A 25992-nucleotide genomic window follows, 5' to 3' on the forward strand; every position below is an offset into this window, starting at 1 on the left:
CTGCTTAACGGCAGTCTTCTTTTTTTCATCTTCTATGTGTTTCATCATATGTGATTTTACTTTGAAAGGTTCCTTTTTCTCCATTAAAAACATAGGAAATAGCACCTTGCTTATCCGTACGCCATATATCAATACCCATCTTCTTAAAACGCTCTATAACTTCCTTATGCGGGTGCCCATACCTATATTACGCTCTCCCACAGAAATAATCGCTACAGTAGGCTGTACAAGGCTTAAAAAAGGATCTGTAGACGATGTTTTACTCCCATGGTGGGCAACTTTTAAAATATTAGCCCGCAAATCAGGATATGTCGATACTATAAACTTTTCTCCTCCTTCTTCTTCTAAATCACCCGTAAATAGCCATGTTAGTCCCCCTAGTCTGGCCCATAGTACAATCGAAGAGTCATTTTCTCCCTTTTCTTTCCCCTTTGGAGCTAATACGAAAAATTCCGCTTCATTTACCCTCCAACCTTCCCCTTCTCCTACTACACTTATCTTCATGCTCTTTTCTAACGCCTTTTTCTTCACCACTTTTTCCAATACAGCATCTTGTTCCTTTCTCCCAAATACAACTTCTTTTACAATAATAGATGACAGCAAATCCAGCGCAGCACCTATATGATCCGCATCTCCATGCGTTACAATTAATTTATCAATCGTTTTTATACCTTCTTTTTGTAAGAAAGGAACCAGAATATCATGCCCGACAGAAAATTCATGCTTTTTCTGTTGCCACACTTCCTTCTTGACGGGAAGGGCTCCACCTGTATCAATAAGATAAACCTCTTTATCGTACGGAAGACGAATTAATATTGCATCTCCCTGTCCAACATCAAGAAATGTAACACTCCCACTTTCGCGAAAATATGGATATACATAATGACAAGTACTAATAAAAAGAAACACACCCACAACTATGCACAAAATTTTTTTCGTTATTACTCTTTCCCAAATCACAAATATACTAACGATACTAAAACAATATATAGCCACAAGAAATAAAGGAGTTTGACCAAAAGTAAGTCGGATGAAAGGGAAACTTTCACAGTAACTTAGAAAGTCATTAGAAATGGTTAAACATAATGAAAGTACATATGCAATTCCTTTTGCGAAAAATGGAATAACCGGCATACATATAAGAATAATAATGCTACACGGCAATACAATAATGGATAGAAAAGGAACATATATAAGATTGAGGAAAATGCTATAAGGAGAAAAATAACCAAAATGATATAACAAGATGGGGGTACTAGCGAGCTGTGATATTATAGAAATGTAAATAGAATTTCGAACTACTCCATTACTACGCCCTAATAATATCGGCGCAGATAGTAGTAAAGCAAAACTACCTACAAATGAGAATTGAAATCCAATGTTGAAAATAAGATATGGATCGTATATAAGCATACATATAGCTGTTATACTTAAGGCGTCTAGACTAGATAAGCGAATAGAGCACATGAAAGCTACCAACAATAAAACTCCTGTTATAGAAGCCCTCACAACAGATGGCGACGCCCCAGCTACGATCATATATAGAGGAATGCAAACTATAAGGCATACTGTTGCTGTCTCTTTCGTCACACCACTTCTTAGTAAAACAAAATACATTATAACCATTAATAATACGATATGCGATCCTGAAATTGCCAACAAATGTATAAGACCAAATTGTTGATATTGCTCTTCTACTTCAAACGTCATTTGTTGTCGATCTCCAAATAATAATGCGTTCATAAATGCACCTGATTGTTCTGGGAACATTTCTGTAACTTTCGAGATTGTTTGTTGCCTGAGAAGAAAAATCCATTGCACGAGTGACAACGATGTTTTTTGGCATTCAGAAATGTATGTCACATCAAATATAAAATGTATTTTTTGCTGATATAAATAATTACGATAATCAAAAACATGAAAATTCCGGGCAGTTTGTGGTTCTTTCACCTCCCCTTTAAATGTACACGATATACCTGCATGTAATTGTTGCAACTGCTTCTTTTCCGAAGCAGATTGTATTTTATAATTTAACTGCACTAAGTTTTTATTCTGATCCTCAATTTGAAAAGAGAGACGATCTCCATTAATTAGAGGTGTATTTTGCACGACCCCTCGTGTAACTTCGTAGGGCTCCCCTAGCGGCTTATTTAGACTCTGAACATATGTGGTGTACATAGCGCCAATAAAACACGCTATCATACAAAATATGAAGGTTTTACGCGAAGTACGATATAAACAAAATAAAACATAACAAACGAAACAACAAGCAGTCAACAAATGCGACGTGGAAAAGGTAATTGCAATCCCAATTATAAACGAGATTGCAACATAGCCCCATTGTCCATTCAACTCATACTCACTCCTTATAGCATCATTTTCGCTTTAGTGAATACACGCTGTAATTCTTCCATTGATAAATTATCTTTTTCTAAAGCTGCGAATAATTCCTTTAGCTGCAAATGACGCTCTTGTTCCTCTAGCGATGTAATATCATATTCTAGCGGAACGTGCTTCACTGTTACACTCGCCTGTTCAAATAACTCTACGGCGTACGGATGATTTTTATAATCCTGTGCATAATAAACTGCTGTAACACCACTTTGAATAATCGCCTTACAGCACTGCAAACAAGGAAAATGTGTGACATAAATTTCCGCTTCCTCTGTTTTTGCACCAAACTTCGCACATTGCAATAAAGCATTCATTTCCGCATGAATTGTACGAACACAATGATTATCAATGACATAGCAACCATCGTCTATACAATGCACACCACCTTTAATTGAACCGTTATATCCACCAGCAATAATTCGTTTATCACGAACGATTGTCGCTCCTACTGCAAGTCTTGTACATGTACTACGCAATGATAACAGATGGCTTTGCGTCATAAAATATTGATCCCATGAAATTCGTTCCATATTTTTCACCTACTTTTTTGTCTACTTGTAGTGTAGCGAAAAAAGAAAAACTTCGTCAATCTTTTATGGAATAATAATTTGATCTTTTATTTTTTCAAGTGACTTCGCACCAATCCCATCAATTTCTAATAAATCTTCTATTTTCTGAAACGGACCATGTTCTTCTCGGTATTTCAAAATACTTTCTGCCTTCCGAGAACCAATGCCTGTAATTTTTTCAAGTTGCTCTTTAGAAGCTGCGTTTATTTGAATCTTTGCCTCGCCCTTTGAAAAAGTGGCCACCTCTTGTACTTGCTCATTTTTATTCGGTACATAAAGGATCATTTGGTCTTGTACAATTTGCGCTAAATTCACCTTCTTCACATCTGCTTCTAGTAAAAAACCACCCGCCTTTTCAACGGCATCCTTCGCTCGGTCCCCCTCTTTCATTTCATACACACCTTCTCTTACAACCGCCCCTTTCACATCAATTATAATTATTTTTTTCTGTTCCTTTGTATCCAATACTTTCGGTTTACTTTTTTTCTCCACATCTTTCGCTTGAACTTCCGTTGTAATGAGCGATGGCTCCGTTTGCTGATTCGTTTTCCAGAAAAAAAGAAAAATCAAAGTGCCAATAATAACCACTAATCCCAACCATTTTTTCGGAAAATCCCACATCATTTTACACCTCTAATCATAAATTTATAACATCATTCATATTGTTTAGGAGAAAGCTGTTACGAAGGAGGGATGAAACATTGAACATAGGAATTATAGGGACAGGGAACATGGGGAATATACTAATCGATGCATTTTTAGAAACCCGTGCTGTCAAACCTTCGTGCCTTACTATTATTAATCGGACGCCTGCCAAAGCATATCATATAAAAGAAAAATACCCTTCTGTTCATATAGCCAAAACAATCCAAGAGGTAATCGAACAATCCCAGCTTATTTTCATTTGCGTAAAACCGATAGATATATACCCTATTCTAAAAAAATACGCTGACCATTTTTCAGACGAAGATTGCTTAGTTTCTATCACAAGCCCCATATCTCCATCACAATTAGAAACACTTATACCTTGCCACGTCGCTCGTATCATTCCAAGCATCACAAACCGCGCCTTATCCGGCGCATCACTATTTACATTTGGAAATAACTGCTCTGAAGAATGGCAACAAAAACTATTTCGTCTATTCAAAAACATTTCTACTCCCCTTGTTATAGAAGAAGATATAACGCGCGTTTCATCTGATATAGCAAGCTGCGGCCCTGCTTTTTTTAGTTATTTATTACAATGTTTCATTAACGCTGCTGTAGATAAAACAAATATTACACATGAAGAAGCCACTACTTTAGTAAGTGAAATGGTCATTGGAATGGGGAAATTACTTGAAAAAGAAATTTTCACATTACCTACTTTACAAGAAAAGGTATGCGTTAAAGGCGGTGTTACAGGAGAAGGTATTCGTATTTTAGAAGAGCATGTTGGGGATATGTTTCATAAATTAATCGAACGGACACATGAGAAATTCGATGAAGATTTAAAATGCGTTGAGCAGCAATTCAATAAACACACATAATAAATACGCCATCGTAATCCCAAACCCTTTTTATTAATACTTATCTTTTTCATGCTACATTTTCACTAAAACTAGCATTTTTACACTTTACACATATCATCTTTTTATTTTTCTAGAACTAAAACTACATCTTTTCTATAAAACAAAAGCAACCTTATCGGTTGCTTTTCTTTTATCCATTCTTCTTCGCCATAAAAAAGATGCGCTCTGTTTGTTCTGTCACTTCGATTCGTTCAAAGTCACCTGTGACGCGAAGTACTGTAAATCCAGCTTCTTCAAGCCATTTTGTTAACACTTCAACCGAATATGCACGCTGCACGTGACATTCGTCAAAACGATGGTACACATCTTCTTCTGAATCTTGTACAAAGAATGTCAAATCATGTTCCACACTATCTGATTCTTCTCCAGGGAAGCAGTTCCAAATAAGTGATATTTCTTCGCCGTTCACTGTATATGTTTCATTTTGAAATACGTGATGTATTTTATATAAAGAGTGTACATCGAATAAAAACAAGCCATCCTGACGTAAATGGTGGAAAACTCTTCTAAATGTTTCTTGCACTCCATCTTCTTGCAATACGTAATTTAATGAGTCACAAAAGATTGTCACACAATCAAATTCACCAGGAACATCGAGCTCTCTCATGTCTTGTTGGTAAAAAGGAATAAAATAACCTTCTCCCCCCAATTTTTGCTGTGCGACAGTTAACATTTCTTCCGAAAGATCTACACCAATTAAATCATAACCTTTTCGTACAAGCGGAAGTGTTACGTTACCAGTTCCACATGCTACGTCAAGAATTTTTGCCTCTTTCATAGATGCCTGTTGCAAACTTTCCTCTGTGAATTCCACCCATTTATCATAAGGGACATCATTCATCAGTTCGTCATACAGCAAAGCAAATTGTTCGTATTTCATTGATCTAGCTCATCTGCAATATCTTCACGCGGCACATCGCCCCATAGACGCTCTAAATTATAGTGATTACGCTCATCTTTATGGAATACATGAGCAACCACATCACCAAGGTCTACTAAAACCCAACGTGCTTCATCAAAGCCTTCCATACGTTGTACGTTAATTTCGAACTCATGTGCCTTCGCTTTAATTTCACGTGCAATTGCTTGTACTTGCTTGTCTGAATTTCCGTGACAAATAATAAAATAGTCTGCAATCGGTGAAATACCTTGCATATTTAGTACAACCATATCTTCTGCTCTCTTATCATCAGCTGCTTTTGCCGCTAATACTAATAACTCTTTATCTTTCATTTATTAATTTCCTCCTTGATAATTGCATTGTATGTTTGGAATGTTAATGGATAAATCGTTTGATCTTTTTCCATTAAAAATTGAATTGTTCGCTTTAAAGCAAACAGTAAAGCTTGATTTATATCTTTATATGCGAGTTTCCTCGCTTCTTCCACACCAGGAAACTTACGTCCTGGTTCAATGTAATCTGCTACATAAATAACTTTATCTAACATTGTCATTTTTTCATGACCACTTGTATGATATGTAATAGCTTGTAGAATTTCAAGATCAGTAATGCCTACTTCTTTTTCTACTAAGTATGCCCCAACAGGTGCATGCCATAACTCTTTGTTATAGTGCAATAAATCCTTTGGCAAAGCTTCTCTCTTAATAATCTCTTCCATTTCTGGAATCGCTCTACATTTTGCATAATCGTGAAATATAGCAGCCGTCTCTGCCTTTTTTTCATCTACACCATATAACCGGGCAAGTTCAATCGCTGTTTCCATTACACCAATCGTGTGTATATAACGTTTTTCATGCATTTGCTGTTTGACAATACTAAGTGCTTCCTCACGATTCATACAACCCATTCCTCTCGACATATACCTGTACTTTTTCGGGGAGTAAATATTTGCACGTTTTCTTCGTCATATATCTCTCCCGTAACAGAGAAGAAGAAACTGCAAACTCCGGAATTTCCACTTTTACGATATCATAAGGCGTATGTAATGTATAACCTGGTCTTGCAACTCCAACGAAAGTCACAAGCTTAAGTAACTTTTCAATGTTATACCACTTCGGCAAATACTCAACCATGTCTCCGCCAATAATAAAGTGAAACTGCACATCCGGATACTTCTCCGTTAATTGTACCATAGTGTCGTACGTATAAGATGGGCCTTCTCTGTCTAGCTCTTCTAAACAAATTGAAAAGTATGCTTCTTCCTCAGTCGCTATTTGCAGCATGTTTAATCGACTTTTCACACTCGTAATGTTACGTCCTTGCTTGTGCGGTGGAATCTGATTCGGCAAAAACCATACCTCTTCCAACCCTAAAGCATGATACACTTCATTTGCAATTAACAAATGCCCATTATGAGGCGGGTCAAACGTGCCACCAATAATGCCAATTTTTCTCAAAAGAAACGCTCCTTCCTTTTACATACAGCAACTCTCCCCATACACATTCGAAGAGAGCCACTGTTAATAAAAGTTCAATTGGTTTCGCTTTCTACATATCAAGCGTCCACTACGAAATAACTCACGTATATCTTTTATCGAGGAAGCTTAATCTGCTTATTTTCTCTTGATTCTTTGTATAAAACAATTGTGCTTCCGATTACTTGAACGATTTCAGCTCGTGCACCTTGTGCAAGCTCTTCTGCAACTTCACGACGATCAAATTCACAGTTTTGTAATACACTCACTTTAAATAGTTCACGAACTTCTAATGCTTCTCCAATTTGTTTCACCATATTTTCATTTACGCCACCTTTTCCAACTTGAAAAATCGGTGTTAAATGATGTACCTTTGCACGTAAAAATCTTTTTTGTTTTCCTGTTAACATATAATTAGCCTCCAAGCTCTCTCATTACTAATTGTTTCATTCTATCAATATTCGGCACACAACCTGTCCACATTTCAAATGCAAGTGCACCTTGATAAACGAACATATCGATTCCATTTTGAATTATTGCACCTTGTTCTTTCGCATCGCCTAAAATTTTCGTCTCAAATGGATTATAAATAATATCAGAAACAATCGTTCCTTGTTTCAATGAACGAATTTCCAGCGGCGTATACGCAACATGTGGATGCATACCTATCGTTGTTGTTTGGATGATAATATCATATTCCCCTTGATTTTCTGCTGCACATTCTAACGATAGAGCATGCGAATTAACATTTGCCATGCACCCAGCGATAAGATTTTCCGCCTTATCTCTCGTACGATTAGCAATATCAATTTCTTTCACACCTACATCTGCAAGCGAGAAGTAAATAGCTCGGCTAGCACCACCTGCACCGATTAATAAAATACGTTTCTCTTGAAGTGGATCTTCACTAATTGACTGCAGGGCACGAACAAAACCAATTCCATCTGTATTATACCCAATCAATTTTCCATTTCGATGAACTACTGTATTTACCGCACCGATTTGCCTTGCTAGCGGGGCAACCTCATCCAAGTACTCCATAACTGCAACTTTATGCGGAGTCGTTACATTAAATCCTGAAATACCTAATGCTTTCAAACCTTTTACTGCTTCCCCTAGCGCTTCTTCTTCTACAAGAAACGCATGATAATGGGCATCCATATTCAAGTGTTCAAATGCATCGTTATGCATAACGGGTGATAATGAATGTCCAATTGGATTTCCGATTACACCATATAATTGTTTCATAAATCCCTCTCCATATTAAATTAAAGATTTACGTAATGAAACACTTACTCCCTTTGGTACATGAGCAACAATTTTCGCTCCTGATTCATTTACAGTAACCCAGCCTAATCCAGAGAATACAACGTCCGTTTTTGGCTCACGAATATTAAATTCATATTTCACAAAATCCGGCATATTTTCTAATTCTTCTGGTGTCGGTGGATTCAACATTTCTCCAGCGTGTCTTTCGTACAATTCATCAGCCTTTTCAAGCTTTGTACGATGGATTGTTAAACTGTTTGAGAAATGACAAGTAAATGCACGACGACCTCCACTTACATAATCAAATCGTGCTAATCCACCAAAGAATAATGTTTGTTCTTCATTTAATTGGAATACCATCGGCTTAACCTCTGTAGTCGGTGTAATAAGCTTTAAGCTTTGTTTCCCAACATAATGCGCCATTTGATGATGATTAATAATACCTGGTGTATCGTATAAAGATGATGTTTCGTCTAATGGGATATCAATTAAATCAAGCGTTGTTCCTGGGAAATGTGATGTTGTAATTACATTCTCAGTCTCATCACTAAACTCTTTAATCATACGATTAATAAATGTTGATTTACCAACATTCGTACATCCAACAACATAAACATCTTTACCTTCGCGGTAATGCTCAATTGCATCAGCAAGTTCAGTGATTCCTTGTCCTTTAGCTGCACTAATCAAAAAGACATCTTCTGGTTTTAAACCAAGTTGCTTTGCACTATAGCGCATCCAATGTTTTACTTTATCATGCTTAACTGACTTTGGAATTAAGTCAGCCTTATTCCCTACAAGTAATACTTTATTGTTCCCTACAAAACGATGTAAACCCGGTAACCAACTACCATTGAAATCGAAAATATCTACGATTTTAACTACTAGTGCGTCTGATTGTCCAATTCCGTTCAAAATACGAAGGAAATCATCATCTGTTAAAGATACATCTTGAATTTCGTTATAATGTTTCAAACGAAAACAACGTTGGCAAATTACTTGTTCTTTTTCTAAAGATGATACAGGAGCGTATCCTACTTCATTTTTATTTTCTGTTTGAATTTCTACACCGCAACCAATACATTTAATTGTTTCAGTCAAACTTTATTCCTCCCAGTTAATTAAGCCTTTTTTCTTCATGTTTCTCATAATTCTTCGTTCAATTTTTCGATTAAAACGTGTCACCAATCCGTCCGTTTGCGCTACCGGTACAACTAAAATTGTATGAAGTCCCACACGATTCCCACCGAGCACATCCGTTAGTAACTGATCTCCAATTACTACAACTTCATCTGGCTGTAAATGCATCTCGTGTATCGCACGCTTAAATGCGCGGACAAACGGTTTGCGCGCACTATGAATAAACGGAATACCTAATGGATCAGCGAATTCTTTAACGCGTTGCTCGTTATTATTTGAAACAACCGTTACTTGAATATCATTTTCTTTCATTTTCAAAAACCACTCTTCAAGCTGTGGTGTTGCGTTCGGACGATCCCATTCAATTAAAGTGTTATCTAAATCGGTAATAACTCCTTTAATTCCACGTTTTTTCAAATCTTCCGGTTGAACATGATATACATTTTTCACATATTCATTTGGTAAAAATAACTTCAATTTCTTTCACCTCTTTGAGGATTTTTCATAAAATTTTTCGACAACATTTTTCGATAGATAACCTGTGGATAAACTTGTACACACTTTCCACATTAACTTTTCAGTTAATTCGGAATTTACTAACACTCTATGCACACTTTATCCACTGAGGTATGTGGATAACCTCTTGTTTGTGACTGTCATATTTTTTTGGTACATTAAATGCAACAACGAATCAATCCTTATATTATTAGGAGGTGACTCCCCTTGAAAACAAAACATATGGAACAGTTATCTACTGATTTACTCACTGAGTCTTATTATAAAGCAAAAGAACTAAAATTAAATCCCGACTTCATTTTACTTATAAAACAAGAAATTATTAGACGCTCGTTAGAGGACAAGCTCGTCAAATCTTCTTGAGTACATATAGATTGCTGATTGACCTGTAAAAAGAGCCATCCTGCGATGGCTCTCGAATAAACAAGTACTCCCATCTAGGGGATTTCTTCATTAAGCATCTTTGTCCACATTTCTTAATTAGAGCTTCATAAGTATATTATAAAATCTTTTCTTTACTTATGAGATACTCGGGTTGCAATTTTTTCACCAAGACGTAGCTCTTGCCCACTTGTCAATTCCTGCACTGCTTCAATCATATCTTTTTCAAATAATAAAACAACTGTTGAGCCAAATGTAAAGTATGCCATCTCTTCACCTTTTTGAACAGTACTTCTTTCATGAAGGAGCTCAATACTATTAACAAACATAGCACCTACTTTTACAAGCGCCATACGTTCACCTTCACTATTTACTTCTGTAACAGAGCGATAATTTTTTGACAATGGTTCTTTCCCATACTCCATACCCGCTGCATTTACCGGATATGATTTTCTGCCGAGTACAAATCTTTCAGTCACAGAGCCAGAGAGCGGACTATGAATACGATGATAATGACTTGGACTCAAATAAATTACCATATATGTACCGCCTGCATATCGCTTTGCACGCTCTTCATTACCTAGCATATCCACAATTGAATAACGCTTTCCTTTTATATCGAATGTTTTTGTATCCTCAATAGGACCTTGATCAGCAAAAACACCATCAACAGGACTAACGATACTCGATGCATCAGTATCAATACTACGCTTTCCTTCTTTTAGCCTACGTGTAAATAAATCATGCAATGTTCGATATTCCTTCAAACCCTTTTCCATCTCATCTTGATTAATTTGAAAAACTTTCGCATACGATGGAATAATGATAGAGCTCAAACGAGATTGTGCAAATTTACGTAATATATAAGAAGTAAAACGACCATTTGTAAGTTCGATCATAAGTCGATATAATGTCCGTCGCAAATTACGAAACCTCCTAATCAGCCTATAACTTTAGTTTCCCCTTCTTTTCTCTCTATATCATATGTAAAATTGGTTCTTATTCCCACATATAGAATGGAGCCGTCTCGTTATACACGATGAAAAACTAAGTATAATTTTTATTCTTAAATTGTTTAGCACCTTCTAATATTACAGATAGAATCCGCCATTTTCAACAGTGAACATGTATTTCTTCTTAGAACAGCTCGTTTTCTTTCCGTTTTCCCGAAAGAAAAGCAGCCACTTTTAAAGTGTAGCTGCCTACAATATACATTATTCTTTTGCTTTTTTCTCTTTCTCAGCCCGCACAAATTCGTGGAACATTTTCATTAAAGCACGCTTTTCAATTCGCGATACGTAGCTTCTTGAAATACCGAGTGCCTTCGCAATCTCCCTCTGTGTTTTCTCTTTATCAAGCCCAAGTCCAAAACGCTTCACAATTACTTCTTTCTCTCGTTCGTCTAAAATATCGATATACTCTTTAATTTTTTCTAACTCCATACTAAGCTGAATCATATCAATTACATCTTCTGATTCTGATTTTAATATATCAATAAGCGATATTTCATTACCCTCTTTATCTTGCCCGATTGGATCATGAAGTGAAACGTCTTTTTTCGTTTTCTTCAGCACACGTAAATGCATCAAAATTTCATTTTCGATACAGCGTGCTGCATATGTTGCAAGCTTAGTTCCTTTCCCTGCTGAATAGCTTTCAATCGCTTTAATAAGCCCAATGGTACCAATTGAAATTAAATCTTCTGCATCTTCACCAGTGTTTTCGAATTTCTTAACAATATGAGCTACAAGCCGTAAATTATGTTCAATTAAAAGATTTCTCGCTTGAGCATCACCTTGCTCCATTAACTCTAAGTACTTTCTCTCATCGTCTGATGATAACGGCTGCGGAAACGCATTATTCTTCACATAAGAAACAAAGACAAACACTTCTCGAACCATATATCCAATTGCGGCGAATAGACTCAAACCTTTCACCTCCGCCAAAATAGTGGTCTTTACTATGTGTATGTGGGCGTGAGGTTGTTTGTGTCTGTACGATATAAATATGGAATCCTTAGCTTTTTGTCGAACGAAATAAGTCTTTCATACCTTGAATATTTTTTCCAATTTATTACAATATGTTAAGTTCCAAAATTTTGAAAGAGGTGTTTTCATGCAATACTTTACTTCACAAATAACAAAACTAGTAGTACTCACACTATCTTTTTTCTTACTGTCAGCTTGCGGACAACAAACTTCGCCCACAAAAACTGAAACGACTAAACAGGATACTGCAGCATCAAAAGACAGCACAAAAAATGAGGATAGCCAAAAGACCGAAGACAGTGTAAAAACTGAGGACAATGAAAACAACATAAAAACTGAGAACAACTCAACAACTAAAAACGACACAAAAACTGAGAACAACTCAACAACTAAAAACAATACAAACGCTGAGAACAACTCAACAACTAAAAATAATACAAAAGCTGAGAACAACTCAACAACTAAAAACGACACAAAAGCTGAGAACAACACAAAAACTACAAACAATACAAAAGCTGAGAACAACTCAACAGCTACAAACAATACAAAAACTGAAGCAGAATCTAAAAACACACAGAAAGATCAACAACCAGCTAAGCAACCAAATAAACAAACCGATACGATTAAATTCACAAGTGACGATGCTGTGAGGATTCTAGAAAAAAGAATGGGTGCTCGATCAGATCAAATTCATTACGGATCTGGGGAAGACCAACTAATCGGCACAATAAATGGTGTTAAGCTATATGACGTTTTATACGCACGTGGTGACGGTGAAAACCAACGCGCTCTAAATTTCGCAGTAGGATCAGATGGTAATGTATATGACTGGTCGAAAGCTCAAGATGGTATTCTTCAACCTCTTAACAGCAATTAATAAATTATTCTATGAACATAGTAAAAGCCAATCGAAACGAATCGATTGGCTTTTACTAATACTCACTCCAAATTTTCTCGCCAGTATACGCATCTATGTAACGAATTTCTCGACTACATTCGAAGGATTCTTTATGATTTTCATTCATCGTTTGTTTATACAGTAGTTCGTATTTCGTTTCCTCTGCATCAACATCTATATGCCATTCTAATTTAACTCGGATGGCCTCTTTGTATATTTCTAGCGCTTTTTCTTTTGTCACTTTTGGTGTTGTTTCATATGTGAGCAATTCTTTTATAATGCTGCTAGATTCTCCTGAGTAGTGCATCACAGCACCATTTTCTGTATTGATGTTAATCGCATATAGTCTATTGGAATCCCATTCACATATACAGAAAAGGTAAATCTTTCAATCCCATCTTCTGCTTCTTCACGTTCTTCCCAAAGACGAAGATATTGTGTGCTATCTGGAATAACTCGTTCTAAAAATTGAAGTGCTTTTTGTAAACATTCCTCTCTAGACAGTATTTGTTTTACTTCTTTATCGTCTGTCAGTTTTATAAAACCAATTAATTCATTGGTTGATTTATCAATCGTAATGCAAACTAAATTATTATATTTTAACATCGGTAAATGCTTTTTAAAGAATTCATTCATTATCTTTTGGATTCATCATACTCTCTCCTTTATTACAATTTAAGGTAATTATAATAAACAAAACCAAAAGTCATTAGCAAAAAGACAAAAAGCTGAAACAATTAGTTCATACGAATTTCACATGAATCTATTACTATAAGAATTGTACATAGTGAAATTACTAACAATGACGTTTATTCATATATAATTTCATTTGAAAGGGGTTGAAAAGATGAAAACTAAATATCGCTTTATGATCTCATCATTTGCTGCTTGCGCCTACATGATTTGGTGTTTAGTATAATAACAACTTCACTTGTAAATAAGAAAAGGTGTGTATATAAATGGAATATAACCAATCAACCGTTAACTACTGGAAAGCTTTTGTATTACCTTATACATTTGCTTTAGAAGAGTTAAAAACTAAATTTGAAATTATGAACCGGGAAGCTCAATTTTTAGAAGACTACAACCCGTTTGAACATATAAAAACAAGACTTAAACAACCCGAAAGTATCATTAGGAAGCTTGAGCGTAAAAATTTATCACCAACAGTTGAAAATGCTCAAACACAATTACAAGATATTATTGGCATCCGTATTACATGTTGCTTTGTAGAAGATATTTACCATTTAAAAGGGGTTATTGAAAATCGTGGAGACATGGAAATTGTAGAAGTAAAAGATTATATTGCCAATCCAAAAGGAAATGGCTATAAAAGTTTGCATATGATTATTAAATATCCATTGTTACTAAATTCTGGTACGAAAGATGTATTTGCAGAAATTCAATTACGTACACTTGCGATGGACTTTTGGGCAAGTTTAGAACATAAACTTTACTACAAATATGAAGGAAATATACCTGATTATTTGAAGGATGAACTACATGACGCTGCTATGAAAGCTGAAGATCTCGATAATAAGATGGCAACAATCCGTCAAGATATTGATGACATTGAAGCATGTTCAAATCAAATTTTATTACCACTTTAAAAAGGTTCTCTCCTATGAGAACCTTTTTTTATTCCGCTATTTGCGGGCAGTAAGACTCCCACTGATTAAAGTTTCACTTTATTTCTTCTCTATCGTACGAACTTCTTCAATCTTCCACCCTTCGTCTTCTTTTCCAAGTGCATACTGCATTTTCTTTTGAAGAGTAACCCCTCCGTCTACTTCTTTTTCCTCCGTTTCAACAATAACAAGCCCACCTTTAAGAGCTTTCATATTCATATGTTCCAATTCTATTTTCTTATTTCCCTTTTGAAATGCCGCTTCCTTTTGTGTTTTTAAGTCTTCAGCACTAGGCATCTTCTTTGAAAATAACTCCATATGCTCAGCAAGATTTTTTTCATTCGTCGTCCGTACAAATGCCTCAATAACATCTTGAATGGATTTCTCTTCTTCTTTCGTTATATGTACCTTTTCCTCAGTTTTTCCAGCAGATTTTTGTTCTATATTATTCTCTTGAGATTGACATCCAACTAGCAATAATACAAATACTAGAAGGAATCTTAATTTCCCTAAAAAAACTCTCATCTTTCCATCTCCTAAAAAGAAAAGTGAGGCATTTCGCCTCACTTTCATTTATAATTAGCGTCTTCCTTTATTCGGGTCGCCGCCGCCAACAATGTCAAAGACACGTTTAGCTATATTTGTATTCTCTTGAACGCCAGAGAATAAGTATTTACCCGGTCCGAATGCATATACGTTTACATCTTCACCTGTATGTCCACCCGTTGTCCAACCTGTAACCGAACGCTTATTGAAGATATCTTCAATTGCATTATCAATCTTTGTTACATCTTTTGATGGAGCTATATCATTTACAGCTTTAATTTCTTCTGGTGTTAATTGTAGATCAATATACTTTTTCAATGTTTCTTCTACATTTGCACCTTTTACAATCTCACTTGCCATAAAGTCTGGCGTACGTTTCGCAGCTTTAATCGGATCTACTTTAAAGTTATACTCACCATTCGCACCTAAAGATAATCCGCCAGTAGCATGGTCTGCAGTTGCAACAACTAATGTGTTCTTATCTTTTTTCGCAAACTCAATTGCTGCTTTAAACGCTTTTTCGAAGTCTTCCATTTCACTCATTGCACCGACAATATCATTATCATGTCCAGCCCAATCAATTTGACTACCTTCGACCATTAAGAAGAAACCATTTTTATTTTTGTTCAAGCGCTCAATCGCGGTATTTGTCATCTCTTCTAATGAAGGTGTTTTGTCAGTACGGTCAATCATTTTGTCTAAACCACCTGGTGCAAATAAGCCAAGAACTTGATCGCTTTTATCATTTAATAATTGATTACGATCTGTTACATAACTATAACCAGACTTCTTAAATTCTTCTGTAAGATTGCGGTCTTTTCTAACAAAGTTATTTACGCCGCCGCCAAGCATAACATCTATTTTATGCTTACCTTTAATTTTCTCATCAAAGTAATCATTTGCAATTGCGTCCATATTTTTACGACTAATATCATGTGCACCGAATGCAGCTGGTGTTGCATGCGTAATTTCAGACGTTGCAACGAGTCCCGTTGACTTCCCTTTTTCTTTCGCTTGCTCAAGCACTGTTTTCACTTCAGCTTTATCATTATCTACTGCAATAGCTGCATTATATGTTTTTATACCTGCTGACATCGCAGTAGCTGCCGATGCAGAGTCTGTAATATTTTCATGTTCATCTTCTGGATATGTTTTTTGTGTTCCTACAAGATGCTTATCAAATTCTGTAGATTCCATCTCAAATGTTTTTGGATTATCTTTCATATAACGATGAGCTGTCATATATGAAGGCCCCATACCATCCCCAATTAATACAATGACATTTTTAATTTTTGCATTGTTTCCGTTCTCATCCGCATTAACCTCACTAGAACGCGTAAAATTCCATGTTGCTACCGAAGTAACTGCTAACGACGCCACAACTGCAAATGGCCATGCTTTTTTTACAAACTTTTTCACTGTCTTGTCCCCCTAATTAGGTTATTCATTTCCCACTATCAAATTTAATAGAAGACTGTTAAGAGAAAATGAGTTATATGTAAATTTTTTGTTAACTTATGTAAATTTCAGTTATAATTTGTATAAGTTTGTCTTGTCATATCAAACATACTTCCCTTTACAAAGAAAAATATAAACATGTTGGATTTTTTTAATACGAACCTATTATTTTACATTTCGTAATATTATTCTTATTTTTTCTAATTTAAATAGAAATATGGTGAACTTTATGAAAACAGTAAAACTAGACGAATCTTCCATTCCAGATTTACTCTCTCTTTGCAAATCAGTCGGGTGGTTACAGCATGAGATTTTTATGAAAGAGCAATTCCATATGTACCTTTCCATTGGCACAATTTTTGGCTATGTACATGAGAATAAACTTATTGCAGCGGGCGGGGTCTTTTCGTTTGCCCCTGGATTTTCTTCTATCGGTATGTTAATCGTGCATCCTGATTTTCAAAGAAAAGGAATTGGCCGTATTTTGTTAAACACTAGCTTAAAAGTAACTCATCCATCGCTCCCTATTACGCTCATTGCAACAAAAGCTGGCGAATCCTTATATGAATCTTATGGATTTCAATCAATAACAACAATTCATCGTTTCGAAAAACAAGCGGCTCATATAAGTACAAATTCTTTTCCCATAAAACAAATTCAGCAAGCCGATCTTCAATCTCTCATTTTTCTTGATCAAACTGCGACTGGTGCATATCGTTCTAAGCTTTTTTCATCGCTACTATCGAGAGCAACTTACTCCTTTAAAATAGAACGGGATAATCAAATAGATGCTTTTGCTTTATGCATACAAAAAGGAGATGTACTATGTATCACTCCGCTTATTTCAAAAAAAGAAAAAGACGCTATTCAGTTATTAAAAATGATTTGTAAATCGTGGAGTGGGACGATACGCATTGATGTTCCGCACTCACAATTCATATTCCGCCAATTTCTTCAAACAGCAGATTTCCAGGAAACGCTCCTTTCACCTCTTATGATAAAGAATGGTAATCAACTTCCTGGAAATCGTAATATGCTATTTGCTATGATAGATGCAGCGTTATGTTAGAAAGGGGACACCTAATTGAAGCGATTTAGCTATTTTATGGTAGGTTGTCTTACTCTTACACTATTAGTAGGATGTAGTGCAGCAGAAAAGCCAGTAGAACAAGTAAAACAAGTTAAAAATACAATTACAGCGAAACTAGCTACCGAGGAAAAAATGGTAGAGATAGATGGTCAAACGATTTACTTTAAAAAGATTGGTGATGAAAAACCACCTTTACTTATGATCCATGGATTTGGAGGATTATCCGATGGTTTTCAAAAGATTTACTCAGATTTAGCAAAAGATCATACGATTATTTCTGTTGATGCTTTAGGATTCGGACGTTCCTCTAAGCCGATGGATTTTTATTATTCTTTTCCAACTCATGCAAATTTGTATTATAAGTTAATGAAAAAACTAGGGTATGACTCATTCGCAATACTGGGACATTCGATGGGCGGAGAAATTTCTCTTAATTTAACATATTTATACCCTGAAGCGGTTACTCACCTTATTTTAACTGATGCTACAGGCGGCCCTCATACACTCGTTAATAAACAAGGTTCACCAAAACCAAAGGTGTCGACTGATTTAAGTGCCGTTTCTTCTATTGCAGATTATGATGAGAGCAAAGTTAAATTCAAGCGTAATGATGAAGAGCATTATAATAAAATGAAATTATGGCCTAGGCGTCTTCAAATCAATGCAAATGAAATTAAGCAACCAACTTTAATTATATGGGGAAGAAATGATAGTAGCGTTTCTTGGAAAGAAGGAGAAACTTATCATCAATTCTTAAAAAATAGCACTTTCCATATTATTGAAAAAGGTTATCATGCTCCATTTCGTCAAGAGCCACAAGAATTTGTAGGGTATGTAAAAGATTTCTTCGAGAAAAATCCTATAAGTGCTGAAAAATAAACGGGTATCTCATTTTGAGACACCCGTTTTCATATATTAAGCAGCTTGTCTTTGGCGTTTTTGAGTTTTTGATCCTAATACTTTCGGTATAACGAAGCCATCAATTCCAAGTTTTCCAGCATTCATACCAGAAACAAGAACGAACATGGATAAGATAACCATTTCAGGATTTACACCAATTGACCCACTAAACATATAGGAAAAGTTCATTACAAGACCGAAAAAGACCGCTGTTTTTGTTAAACAGCCCACAATTAAACCAATTCCGACTAAAATTTCTCCCCACGTCACAAGTGTATTAAATAAATCAACGTTTGGAATTGCAAAATCTTGTAAGAATGATGCCCACCAGGATTGAACAGCTGGTTGTGCTCCTTTAGATTTTTCAATTGCACCTTGTAAATAACCAGTTGCATCGAAGCCTTTTCCTTGTAGTTTACCGATTCCAGCCATTACCCATGTGTAACCAAGATACACTCGAATTATCGCTAATACAAAAGAAACTGTTTTGTTTTCTCTTAAAAATTGAATAATCATATCTTCCTCCTAAAGTTGTAATTAAGTCAGTTACAGATAATATAATAACATTAGTTACTTACTTTTAAAATGTTAATTGTGAATAATTCTTGACATACATACAAAACATTAAATACTAACGTATATATAGTAACTTTTATTACCTGTAAAAACTTGAACATATCATACCACAGGTGATAATCATTTTCATTGAAAAAGTGTAAAAAAAATGTGAGTTAAATGTGAAACACGTTTATTCGAATATAGAATAAACGTGTTTCACACTATTTATATAATCGAAATGTATGTGTCTCCTCATCGATTAATCTCGCTTCTTGAACACCTTCTTCTAACATTTTATCACGGTTAATAAGCCTGTAAAATACAGCGTATTGTAAACATAAGTGCTACATTTCCATCTACATAAGCTATCGATTTAACATGTGATTTTGTATCACTATGTAAAAAGGATTCTACTAGTTTCCCCCCCAAACTCATACCAACCATTTAAAATATGTGTAATATGCAATTTTGCATATTACTTAATTTCCGCTACGCCAAAGTATACTCTCTGCTCATTTAAGTCGTACACATTTCCCCCTAACTCTTCCATTACAAATCCCCCTCCTATAAGTCCATTTCATACATACCCGTTTCTTTCAAAAAATCAGCTCTAGTTAAAGCGACTTTCTGTAAATATTGCCTATACGCTGTAATTGTTCCATCATGTGAAACGATACAAACTTTTTCTGCTCTTAACTGATAGCACCAGTGCAGAAATTCATCTACTATTTGCTGAAATTCCTTCTCCGAGATAATATTGACTCCCTCATTCCATAACAATTCATTTCTACTTTCTTCTAATGAAAAATGTGGAAATAAATTTTCTATTATCTTTCGATCTAACAATTGATCGCACGGTAATGTTTTGGCGGATTCCCGATAAGGGAAAATACGCGGGGATATATATGGATGAACAATTTTTTGACAAGCAACTTCCGCACTCCATATTGTCGCAGTTTGTAAAGTTCGAAGTGTAGGACTAGCGATTAATATATCCTTTTCTTGTAATGGTACATCGCACTGAAGCAATTTAGCCTGCTTCTTTCCCACGCCCGTCAATGGCGGATTCACTGCTTGTAAACTTAATGGTAAATCTTTCGTATGCTCACCTTCACCATGCCGAACAAAGACAAGTTTCATTCTCCTCTTCCTCTCACTAGGAAATAGTCTCACATATTTCTTCCCTATTTTTTTCTTTACTCCTGCTATTTTAAAAAGCAGAATATAAAAAGCATTTGACATCAATATTTGGAAAACATTACAATTATATATGTAAAATACTTTTTACAAGAGGAGGAGGATTATACATATGAAATGGATTATCTTCTTTATCGGAATGATCATATGGGGATACATAAATGGCTTTTTTAGTAGTGATAAAACTGCTAATCCTTGGATTACAGATGATGAGCGTGAAACAAAAATTAAGCAAAAAGCAATTATCGCAAGCTGGTCTGGTGTTTTTATATTTTGTATCATTAACCTCTTAAACAAATGGTTAGGTTTAGGAACAGGTGGTACATCACCTTACTTACCAGATCCTGTCGCAACTATTTTAAAAGAAAATATAGAGTTACAAGTTTTACTTATGTTATTCATTACGTATGGACTATTTTACGTATACTACCGAAGAAAACTAAGCGCTTAACTTTTATCTCATGATTATCCTCCTAAATGGTTATAGTAACTAGGACGCAATGAAAAAAGGAGAGATATAAAAATGAGTAACTCAAATGACTTTTTAGATACATTACATGAAAAACAAGCAAAAGATGAACAAAATAGAAAGCGCCAAGGGAACGGAAACCCTGCGAAAAAAAAGCCAAATAAAACACATAAATAACATTGAAAAACCTGCCTAACAATTATATTTTAGGCAGGTTTTTTTACTCGTCTTTAACCGAAACGACATCTTCCCAATTCCATTTCTCATAATACCACTCTGGCACATCTATATTTTCAATCCACTTCTTTTCATATTTCCCATCGCTATGAGCAAGCCATACATCAGCTTTCTTACGATTTGAACGGATCCATAACAATTGGTTGCTCGTCTTAATAAAAATAGGATTATAATCGCCTTGGCTATTTGATGGCTTTGTAATTTGATGTTGTTCATCGCTTATACTATTTACTTCATATAAAGATGGTAGTGGTCTTTTTTCTGGCGGAGTTTCTATCCCTGCTTCTTTTGCTCGTGAAACGATAATTACATTATCGTTCTTCCATGTGAAATCCCAATCCACATAGCCTTTTGGAGTAAATGTATTTTGCTGGAGAACCGGCAATTCTTTTATTTTTAAATGTTTATTCTCTAAGGCAACTCTCCCGCTCCCTTCAATATAGGCTAATATATTTTTGGATGGCGCCCATTTGAACCATTGTGTGTTTAATAACATTTGATCTACTGTTTCAAAACGACTGCCATCTGATCGAATTAAGCACAGTGTATTACTATCCGCTGACAAAGAAGCTGTTGGTACTGCCAAAAACGAAATCCATTTTTGATCTGGTGACCACTTAAATCCACTTGCGACGAACGCTAAAAAATCATCGTGTTCATTTGGTAATGCATATATATGTTTCATTTTGTTCGGGTTCATATTTGCATCCTTTTGTATTTCATATAACTGAGCACCTGTCCATCCTGTTGGAAGCAAGAACGCTTCTGATGATACAAGAAACTTCTTACCATCAGGATGCCATGCATAGTCACCTACACCACTGGCTACATTGTCAAAATCTACTTTCTTTTTTTCAACATCAAATATATTTAATGTACGTGCAAATACAAATGCAATTATATTCTCTGTTGGTGACCATTGATAATTCGATGCTTCTGATTGAGATGGTGTAACTTTCTTTCCATCTTTCAGCCGATACAGTTCAAAATGATTTTGCTTCTTTCCTTTTGCATATGCAAGCCATTCTCCATTATGTGACCATTTCGGCCCTGTTATGTACTCTCCTTTTGTAATTTGTTTTTCTTTCTCACCGACTTTAATCCATAGATTATGATTACGAATAAAGGCAACTTTCACTCCATTGTTTTCTGCGCTAGTAATAGAACCTGAACAGAAAAAAAGGCACAGAATCACGATTCCACTTACTATAAACCTTTTCATATAGCACCCCCATTTCCCTCATAGCATTCCTCACTTTCCACTTACAATATGTGAAAAATATCCATTCGACATAATCCCAAAAAATTTCCCAAGAAATTTTCAATTCAAAGAGGATTGGTAGGAATTATGTCGAATGTATAGTTTAGCCAACATATGTTCCTATAATTAACGACAAAAATGTAATATTTATTTTCGGAAAATTGGCACTTTTTATTAGGGGGAGTTTCAATGAAGAAAACTACATCTACACTATTAAGTATGGCGCTCGTCTTTTCGAGTTTTGGAGCTTTAAGCGCCCATGCTGAGTCACTGCAAAAAGAGAAGCAATTTAGTCCACAGTTAAAAGCGAATATTGAACAATGGGGAGAAAACAAAATCGCGCAAAATGTTGAAACAAAAACATCAAAAGAAATTTCAGTCATTGTAGAATTGCAGCATGCTCCACTCGCTTCACAAAGTAACATTCAGCATGCTCCGGATCTAAAAAATAGCAATGTGCAATCATACCATGCGCAACTAAAAAAGGCACAAGAGGATACAACAAAGAAAATTAAAGAAAAAGCACCGAAGGCAACGATAAAAGAAACATATAGTACATTATTTTCTGGGTTTTCTATTTCTATCCCAGGAGATCAAATTGCTGCTTTAGCTTCTTTACCTGAAGTAAAAGCAATTTATCCGAACTTAACATATAAGTTACATGAAACATCAAAAAGCCCAGCAGATCAAGAAACACCAAATGTTGGCGGCCCTACAGTTGGTGCACCTGAAGCTTGGGATTTAAAAGATCCAACTGGCAAACCCCTTGATGGAAAAGGAATGAAAGTCGCTATTATCGATTCAGGTGTCGACTATACCCACCCTGATTTACAAGCAAATTATATCGGCGGCTATGATACAGTCGATGAAGATAATGATCCGATGGATGGAAACGTCCACGGTACCCATGTTGCTGGAATTATTGCTGGTAACGGAAAAATAAAGGGGATTGCTCCGAATGCTTCTATACTCGCTTACCGTGTCATGAATGATGGTGGTACTGGTACGACCGATGATATTATTCAAGGTATTGAGCGCGCTATTCAAGATGGTGCCGATGTTTTAAATCTATCTCTTGGTCAAGATTTGAATGTACCTGATCAGCCTGTAACATTAACGTTAGAACGTGCAGCAAAGCTTGGGGTTACTGCGGTCGTCTCAAATGGAAATGATGGACCAAAACCTTGGTCTGTTGACGCTCCTGGTAACGCAAGTAGTGTCATCTCTGTTGGAGCATCTACAGTTTCTATTCCATTTCCAACATTCCAAGTAGCTGGTTCCAATAAATCTTACCAAGGATTACCGTTATCAAAAGCAGATTTCCAAGTAGGAAACGATGCTCAGCTTGTATATGTTGGCTACGGTAATCCAAGCGATTACGCTAAACAAGATGTGAAAGGGAAGTTCGCCCTTGTTTTACAAGGAACTTCGAGCACGTTAGTAAAAGCAGAACAAGCGAAACAAGCTGGCGCTCTCGGCGTGCTACTAATTTCTAACGAAAAAGAAATTAATATTATGCCCGAATATTTTGGACGTGAAGATGTAGCTCTTCCAGTTATGCAACTATCAAATACAAATGGTGAAGAGTTGAAAAATTCAATTACAAAACGAAAGAAAAATATAAAAATTGGACAACCAAGCCAAACCGAACTTATTGGTAACTTCAGTTCAAGAGGACCATCACAAGGAAGTTGGCTCATAAAGCCTGATATAGTTGCACCTGGCGTGAAAATTACTAGTACAGTACCAAGAGGTGGCTATGAATCTCACAACGGAACAAGTATGGCTGCGCCACAAGTAGCGGGAGCCGTTGCTCTGCTGCGTCAAATGCATCCTGATTGGACGACAGAACAATTGAAAGCAGCTCTTGCCAACACTGCAAAAACATTAAAGGATGTCAATGAAAATACATATCCTGTCATGGCACAAGGTTCTGGTTTAATTAACATTCCAAAAGCAGCAAAAGCAGATGCATTAGTGAAACCAAACAATGTAAGTTTCGGTCTCATTAAACCTAATAGTGGCAAAGTGAAGTTAACACAAAATATTACGTTACAAAATCTTTCTAACAAAAAGAAAAACTTCTCAACTCGCATTGAATTACTAGATACAAAAACAAAAGTCCAGACTTCTTTCCCTTCTTCTATTAGCATTAAACCGAATAGTAACATCGAAAAGCCTTTTACTATTACTGTTGATAGCTCCTTACCACAAGGTGTATATACGGGAAATCTATATGTAAAAGAGCAAGGGAAGACTGAAGAAATGCGTATTCCATTTACATTTAGCATCGATCCGAAAGAATACAAGCGTATTGATGGCCTTGAAATCGTTAATTCTACTTTCAGTCCAAATAATGACAGAATACTAGATGACAACCTTATCAATTACTATTTAGTTACACCTGTTGAGGATGTAACGTTTCATGCTAATTTAATTACGAAAGACCGAGTAACATATAAAGGAATCGTTCATCAAGGTAAGAATGAAACACCAGGTTATAAATCTTTCAAATGGAATGGTACGAAAACTGATGGATCACCTCTACCTGATGGCTTATACCAAATTGAAGCTGTTGCTTCTAATTCTGGAGGAGAAACGAAACAAACAGGAGCTGTATTTGTCGACCGTACTGCACCGAAATTATCGCCTGAAGTAGATCAAGAAAACCTCGTAATTAGAGGGAAAGTAGATGATATACTTTTAGATTGGATGACAGAATCCGGATGGGTTGCTCCAGGACATCCAGTAACAATACAGTATGAAATTAATGGAAATGGCGTATGGGGAAATGCATTCTTGAACCATTGGGAGAAAAACTTTGAAATTTATTTCGATCGCAATCAATTACAACAAGGGAAAAATACAATCCACATTGCAGCAACTGATGCAGCCGGAAATACATCTAATTTAAACGTCGATTTAGAAATGAAATAATAAAATTATTGTTGACAATCTTTTAAATATAGTTTTATAATACAAAACATAGTTTAGTTGAACGAATTATATATCGGCTTTGAAGGAATACTAGTAGCGACTTATATCCCTGTCTCAGAGAACTGATGGTTGGTGCGAATCAGTACATATACAAGCGTGAATTACAATTCTGGAGCTTCTTTCCCGTAATGCTTTTTATGCATGAAGAGAAAGACGGATCTTTCCGTTATCTTAAAGTAAGTGGTAAACAATTAATTGTTTACAAATAGGGTGGTACCGCGATTTTTATCGTCCCTATCGGATTTTCCGATAGGGGCTTTTTTGCGTCCTTCCCTTTTAAATAACTTCATATTATACGCGTTGAAAGAATCGCAGTAGTATCTTATATCCCTGTTTCAGAGAGCTAATGGTCGGTGGAAATTAGCACATATATAAGTACGAATTACAATTCTGGAGCTTCTTTTTCGTAGTGCTTTTATGCATGAAGGAAAAGACGGAGTTTTTCCGTTATCATTAGTTGAGATGTAAGTACCTTTTCACTTACAAATAGGGTGGTACCGCGATTTTTTCGCCCCTATCGGATTTTCCGATAGGGGCTTTTTCTATTTC

Annotated in this window: 26 protein-coding genes, 3 pseudogenes and 2 other annotated features; of the genes and pseudogenes, 9 read left to right on the plus strand and 20 right to left on the minus strand. The window is 35.7% G+C overall.

Going from position 1 to position 25992, the window contains the following annotated elements; all coding sequences use genetic code 11:
- Positions 1-25: 25 nt before the first annotated feature.
- From MHI07_RS20320 to MHI07_RS20330, 3 genes and pseudogenes are all read right to left on the minus strand, one after another.
- Positions 26-2352: pseudogene (locus MHI07_RS20320) on the minus strand (DNA internalization-related competence protein ComEC/Rec2).
- 14 nt (positions 2353-2366) lie between these two features.
- Positions 2367-2924, minus strand: coding sequence for a ComE operon protein 2 (locus tag MHI07_RS20325; RefSeq protein WP_002088698.1), 558 nt, complete (start codon positions 2922-2924; stop codon positions 2367-2369).
- 63 nt (positions 2925-2987) lie between these two features.
- On the minus strand, positions 2988-3587 hold the full coding sequence (locus MHI07_RS20330; RefSeq protein ID WP_340825888.1) for a helix-hairpin-helix domain-containing protein: 600 nt from the start codon (positions 3585-3587) through the stop codon (positions 2988-2990).
- Positions 3588-3664: 77 nt separating this feature from the next.
- On the opposite strand from MHI07_RS20330, the gene comER reads away from it, so the two are divergent.
- The gene (gene comER / locus MHI07_RS20335) at positions 3665-4492 is read left to right on the plus strand and encodes a late competence protein ComER (protein WP_002160436.1); all 828 of its coding nucleotides are present in this window, start codon (positions 3665-3667) and stop codon (positions 4490-4492) included.
- A 172-nt stretch (positions 4493-4664) separates the two neighbouring features.
- On the opposite strand, the gene MHI07_RS20340 is transcribed toward comER, so the two are convergent.
- From MHI07_RS20340 to MHI07_RS20375, 8 genes are all read right to left on the minus strand, one after another.
- On the minus strand, positions 4665-5414 hold the full coding sequence (locus tag MHI07_RS20340) for a class I SAM-dependent DNA methyltransferase (RefSeq protein WP_002111917.1): 750 nt from the start codon (positions 5412-5414) through the stop codon (positions 4665-4667).
- Positions 5411-5767: a ribosome silencing factor gene (gene rsfS, locus MHI07_RS20345; RefSeq protein WP_000653209.1), complete on the minus strand. Its 357-nt coding sequence runs from the start codon at positions 5765-5767 to the stop codon at positions 5411-5413. Before rsfS ends, MHI07_RS20340 begins: the two co-directional genes overlap by 4 nt.
- Positions 5764-6333: a bis(5'-nucleosyl)-tetraphosphatase (symmetrical) YqeK gene (yqeK, locus tag MHI07_RS20350; RefSeq protein WP_002160435.1), complete on the minus strand. Its 570-nt coding sequence runs from the start codon at positions 6331-6333 to the stop codon at positions 5764-5766. Before yqeK ends, rsfS begins: the two co-directional genes overlap by 4 nt.
- Complete coding sequence (locus MHI07_RS20355) at positions 6323-6892, minus strand: nicotinate-nucleotide adenylyltransferase (RefSeq protein WP_002160434.1); 570 nt, start codon at positions 6890-6892, stop codon at positions 6323-6325. Before MHI07_RS20355 ends, yqeK begins: the two co-directional genes overlap by 11 nt.
- A 134-nt stretch (positions 6893-7026) precedes the next feature.
- The gene (yhbY, locus tag MHI07_RS20360; protein ID WP_204209116.1) at positions 7027-7320 is read right to left on the minus strand and encodes a ribosome assembly RNA-binding protein YhbY; all 294 of its coding nucleotides are present in this window, start codon (positions 7318-7320) and stop codon (positions 7027-7029) included.
- Between the two features lie 4 nt (positions 7321-7324).
- Positions 7325-8158: a shikimate dehydrogenase gene (aroE, locus tag MHI07_RS20365; protein ID WP_340825895.1), complete on the minus strand. Its 834-nt coding sequence runs from the start codon at positions 8156-8158 to the stop codon at positions 7325-7327.
- A gap of 15 nt (positions 8159-8173) precedes the next feature.
- The gene (gene yqeH, locus MHI07_RS20370) at positions 8174-9280 is read right to left on the minus strand and encodes a ribosome biogenesis GTPase YqeH (RefSeq protein WP_340825898.1); all 1107 of its coding nucleotides are present in this window, start codon (positions 9278-9280) and stop codon (positions 8174-8176) included.
- A 3-nt stretch (positions 9281-9283) separates the two neighbouring features.
- A complete protein-coding gene (locus tag MHI07_RS20375; protein WP_002160431.1) occupies positions 9284-9796 on the minus strand; it encodes a YqeG family HAD IIIA-type phosphatase in 513 nt (170 codons plus the stop codon).
- Between the two features lie 246 nt (positions 9797-10042).
- On the opposite strand from MHI07_RS20375, the gene MHI07_RS20380 reads away from it, so the two are divergent.
- A complete protein-coding gene (locus MHI07_RS20380) occupies positions 10043-10198 on the plus strand; it encodes a sporulation histidine kinase inhibitor Sda (protein ID WP_002015226.1) in 156 nt (51 codons plus the stop codon).
- A gap of 152 nt (positions 10199-10350) precedes the next feature.
- On the opposite strand, the gene MHI07_RS20385 is transcribed toward MHI07_RS20380, so the two are convergent.
- Positions 10351-11139: a phosphatidylserine decarboxylase gene (locus tag MHI07_RS20385; RefSeq protein WP_002160430.1), complete on the minus strand. Its 789-nt coding sequence runs from the start codon at positions 11137-11139 to the stop codon at positions 10351-10353.
- Positions 11140-11430: 291 nt separating this feature from the next.
- Positions 11431-12144, minus strand: a complete 714-nt coding sequence (gene sigK / locus MHI07_RS20390; protein WP_000051382.1) for an RNA polymerase sporulation sigma factor SigK — start codon at positions 12142-12144, stop codon at positions 11431-11433.
- Positions 12145-12331: 187 nt separating this feature from the next.
- Between sigK and MHI07_RS20395 the strand changes: the two genes are divergently transcribed.
- Positions 12332-13081 carry a hypothetical protein gene (locus MHI07_RS20395; RefSeq protein WP_340825902.1) on the plus strand — a complete coding sequence of 250 codons (750 nt, stop codon included), beginning with the start codon at positions 12332-12334 and terminating at the stop codon, positions 13079-13081.
- Between the two features lie 55 nt (positions 13082-13136).
- Here MHI07_RS20395 and MHI07_RS20400 read toward each other — a convergent pair.
- A pseudogene (locus MHI07_RS20400) lies at positions 13137-13741 on the minus strand (YcdB/YcdC domain-containing protein); the annotation flags it as partial.
- Between the two features lie 320 nt (positions 13742-14061).
- Between MHI07_RS20400 and MHI07_RS20405 the strand changes: the two are divergent.
- On the plus strand, positions 14062-14712 hold the full coding sequence (locus tag MHI07_RS20405) for a GTP pyrophosphokinase (RefSeq protein ID WP_002111928.1): 651 nt from the start codon (positions 14062-14064) through the stop codon (positions 14710-14712).
- Between the two features lie 78 nt (positions 14713-14790).
- On the opposite strand, the gene MHI07_RS20410 is transcribed toward MHI07_RS20405, so the two are convergent.
- The gene (locus MHI07_RS20410) at positions 14791-15255 is read right to left on the minus strand and encodes a hypothetical protein (protein WP_016106190.1); all 465 of its coding nucleotides are present in this window, start codon (positions 15253-15255) and stop codon (positions 14791-14793) included.
- Between the two features lie 54 nt (positions 15256-15309).
- Positions 15310-16695: an alkaline phosphatase gene (locus tag MHI07_RS20415; RefSeq protein ID WP_016106191.1), complete on the minus strand. Its 1386-nt coding sequence runs from the start codon at positions 16693-16695 to the stop codon at positions 15310-15312.
- 268 nt (positions 16696-16963) lie between these two features.
- On the opposite strand from MHI07_RS20415, the gene MHI07_RS20420 reads away from it, so the two are divergent.
- Positions 16964-17803 (plus strand): GNAT family N-acetyltransferase, encoded by an 840-nt coding sequence (locus MHI07_RS20420; RefSeq protein ID WP_340825907.1) that lies wholly within the window; start codon positions 16964-16966, stop codon positions 17801-17803.
- A 15-nt stretch (positions 17804-17818) separates the two neighbouring features.
- Positions 17819-18703, plus strand: a complete 885-nt coding sequence (locus MHI07_RS20425; RefSeq protein ID WP_340825909.1) for an alpha/beta fold hydrolase — start codon at positions 17819-17821, stop codon at positions 18701-18703.
- A gap of 36 nt (positions 18704-18739) precedes the next feature.
- On the opposite strand, the gene MHI07_RS20430 is transcribed toward MHI07_RS20425, so the two are convergent.
- From MHI07_RS20430 to MHI07_RS20440, 3 genes and pseudogenes are all read right to left on the minus strand, one after another.
- The gene (locus MHI07_RS20430; protein ID WP_002199313.1) at positions 18740-19240 is read right to left on the minus strand and encodes a DoxX family protein; all 501 of its coding nucleotides are present in this window, start codon (positions 19238-19240) and stop codon (positions 18740-18742) included.
- 263 nt (positions 19241-19503) lie between these two features.
- Positions 19504-19844, minus strand: a pseudogene (locus tag MHI07_RS20435) (delta-aminolevulinic acid dehydratase); the annotation flags it as partial.
- A gap of 2 nt (positions 19845-19846) precedes the next feature.
- A complete protein-coding gene (locus tag MHI07_RS20440) occupies positions 19847-20422 on the minus strand; it encodes a histidine phosphatase family protein (protein WP_340825916.1) in 576 nt (191 codons plus the stop codon).
- Positions 20423-20591: 169 nt separating this feature from the next.
- On the opposite strand from MHI07_RS20440, the gene MHI07_RS20445 reads away from it, so the two are divergent.
- Complete coding sequence (locus MHI07_RS20445) at positions 20592-20930, plus strand: phosphoglycerate mutase (protein ID WP_340825919.1); 339 nt, start codon at positions 20592-20594, stop codon at positions 20928-20930.
- Positions 20931-21002: 72 nt separating this feature from the next.
- Entirely contained in the window at positions 21003-21125 is a 123-nt protein-coding gene (locus MHI07_RS20450; protein ID WP_000071861.1) for a DUF4023 domain-containing protein, read from the plus strand.
- Positions 21126-21168: 43 nt separating this feature from the next.
- Here MHI07_RS20450 and MHI07_RS20455 read toward each other — a convergent pair whose 3' ends face one another.
- Positions 21169-22407 carry a TolB family protein gene (locus tag MHI07_RS20455; protein WP_340825920.1) on the minus strand — a complete coding sequence of 413 codons (1239 nt, stop codon included), beginning with the start codon at positions 22405-22407 and terminating at the stop codon, positions 21169-21171.
- A 228-nt stretch (positions 22408-22635) separates the two neighbouring features.
- Between MHI07_RS20455 and MHI07_RS20460 the strand changes: the two genes are divergently transcribed.
- Complete coding sequence (locus tag MHI07_RS20460; protein ID WP_340825921.1) at positions 22636-25383, plus strand: S8 family serine peptidase; 2748 nt, start codon at positions 22636-22638, stop codon at positions 25381-25383.
- Positions 25384-25453: 70 nt separating this feature from the next.
- Positions 25454-25682 (plus strand) — a binding site (T-box leader).
- 52 nt (positions 25683-25734) lie between these two features.
- Positions 25735-25962, plus strand: a binding site (T-box leader).
- Positions 25963-25992 lie beyond the last annotated feature (30 nt).

Origin of the sequence: Bacillus sp. FSL H8-0545 (genome assembly GCF_038006105.1) — a bacterium.
Lineage (GTDB): Bacteria > Bacillota > Bacilli > Bacillales > Bacillaceae_G > Bacillus_A > Bacillus_A cereus_U.

Coding starts and splice junctions, on each gene's coding strand:
- MHI07_RS20340 (WP_002111917.1), bottom strand. CDS start 5,414: ATGAAATACGAACAATTTGCTTTGCTGTATGACGAACTGATGAATGAT.
- MHI07_RS20410 (WP_016106190.1), bottom strand. CDS start 15,255: ATGAGAGTTTTTTTAGGGAAATTAAGATTCCTTCTAGTATTTGTATTA.
- rsfS (WP_000653209.1), bottom strand. CDS start 5,767: ATGAAAGATAAAGAGTTATTAGTATTAGCGGCAAAAGCAGCTGATGAT.
- aroE (WP_340825895.1), bottom strand. CDS start 8,158: ATGAAACAATTATATGGTGTAATCGGAAATCCAATTGGACATTCATTA.
- MHI07_RS20445 (WP_340825919.1), top strand. CDS start 20,592: ATGAAATGGATTATCTTCTTTATCGGAATGATCATATGGGGATACATA.
- MHI07_RS20405 (WP_002111928.1), top strand. CDS start 14,062: ATGGAATATAACCAATCAACCGTTAACTACTGGAAAGCTTTTGTATTA.
- MHI07_RS20420 (WP_340825907.1), top strand. CDS start 16,964: ATGAAAACAGTAAAACTAGACGAATCTTCCATTCCAGATTTACTCTCT.
- yqeK (WP_002160435.1), bottom strand. CDS start 6,333: ATGAATCGTGAGGAAGCACTTAGTATTGTCAAACAGCAAATGCATGAA.
- MHI07_RS20430 (WP_002199313.1), bottom strand. CDS start 19,240: ATGATTATTCAATTTTTAAGAGAAAACAAAACAGTTTCTTTTGTATTA.
- MHI07_RS20325 (WP_002088698.1), bottom strand. CDS start 2,924: ATGGAACGAATTTCATGGGATCAATATTTTATGACGCAAAGCCATCTG.
- yhbY (WP_204209116.1), bottom strand. CDS start 7,320: ATGTTAACAGGAAAACAAAAAAGATTTTTACGTGCAAAGGTACATCAT.
- MHI07_RS20440 (WP_340825916.1), bottom strand. CDS start 20,422: ATGAAACTTGTCTTTGTTCGGCATGGTGAAGGTGAGCATACGAAAGAT.
- MHI07_RS20450 (WP_000071861.1), top strand. CDS start 21,003: ATGAGTAACTCAAATGACTTTTTAGATACATTACATGAAAAACAAGCA.
- MHI07_RS20455 (WP_340825920.1), bottom strand. CDS start 22,407: ATGAAAAGGTTTATAGTAAGTGGAATCGTGATTCTGTGCCTTTTTTTC.
- MHI07_RS20330 (WP_340825888.1), bottom strand. CDS start 3,587: ATGATGTGGGATTTTCCGAAAAAATGGTTGGGATTAGTGGTTATTATT.
- MHI07_RS20460 (WP_340825921.1), top strand. CDS start 22,636: ATGAAGAAAACTACATCTACACTATTAAGTATGGCGCTCGTCTTTTCG.
- MHI07_RS20395 (WP_340825902.1), top strand. CDS start 12,332: ATGCAATACTTTACTTCACAAATAACAAAACTAGTAGTACTCACACTA.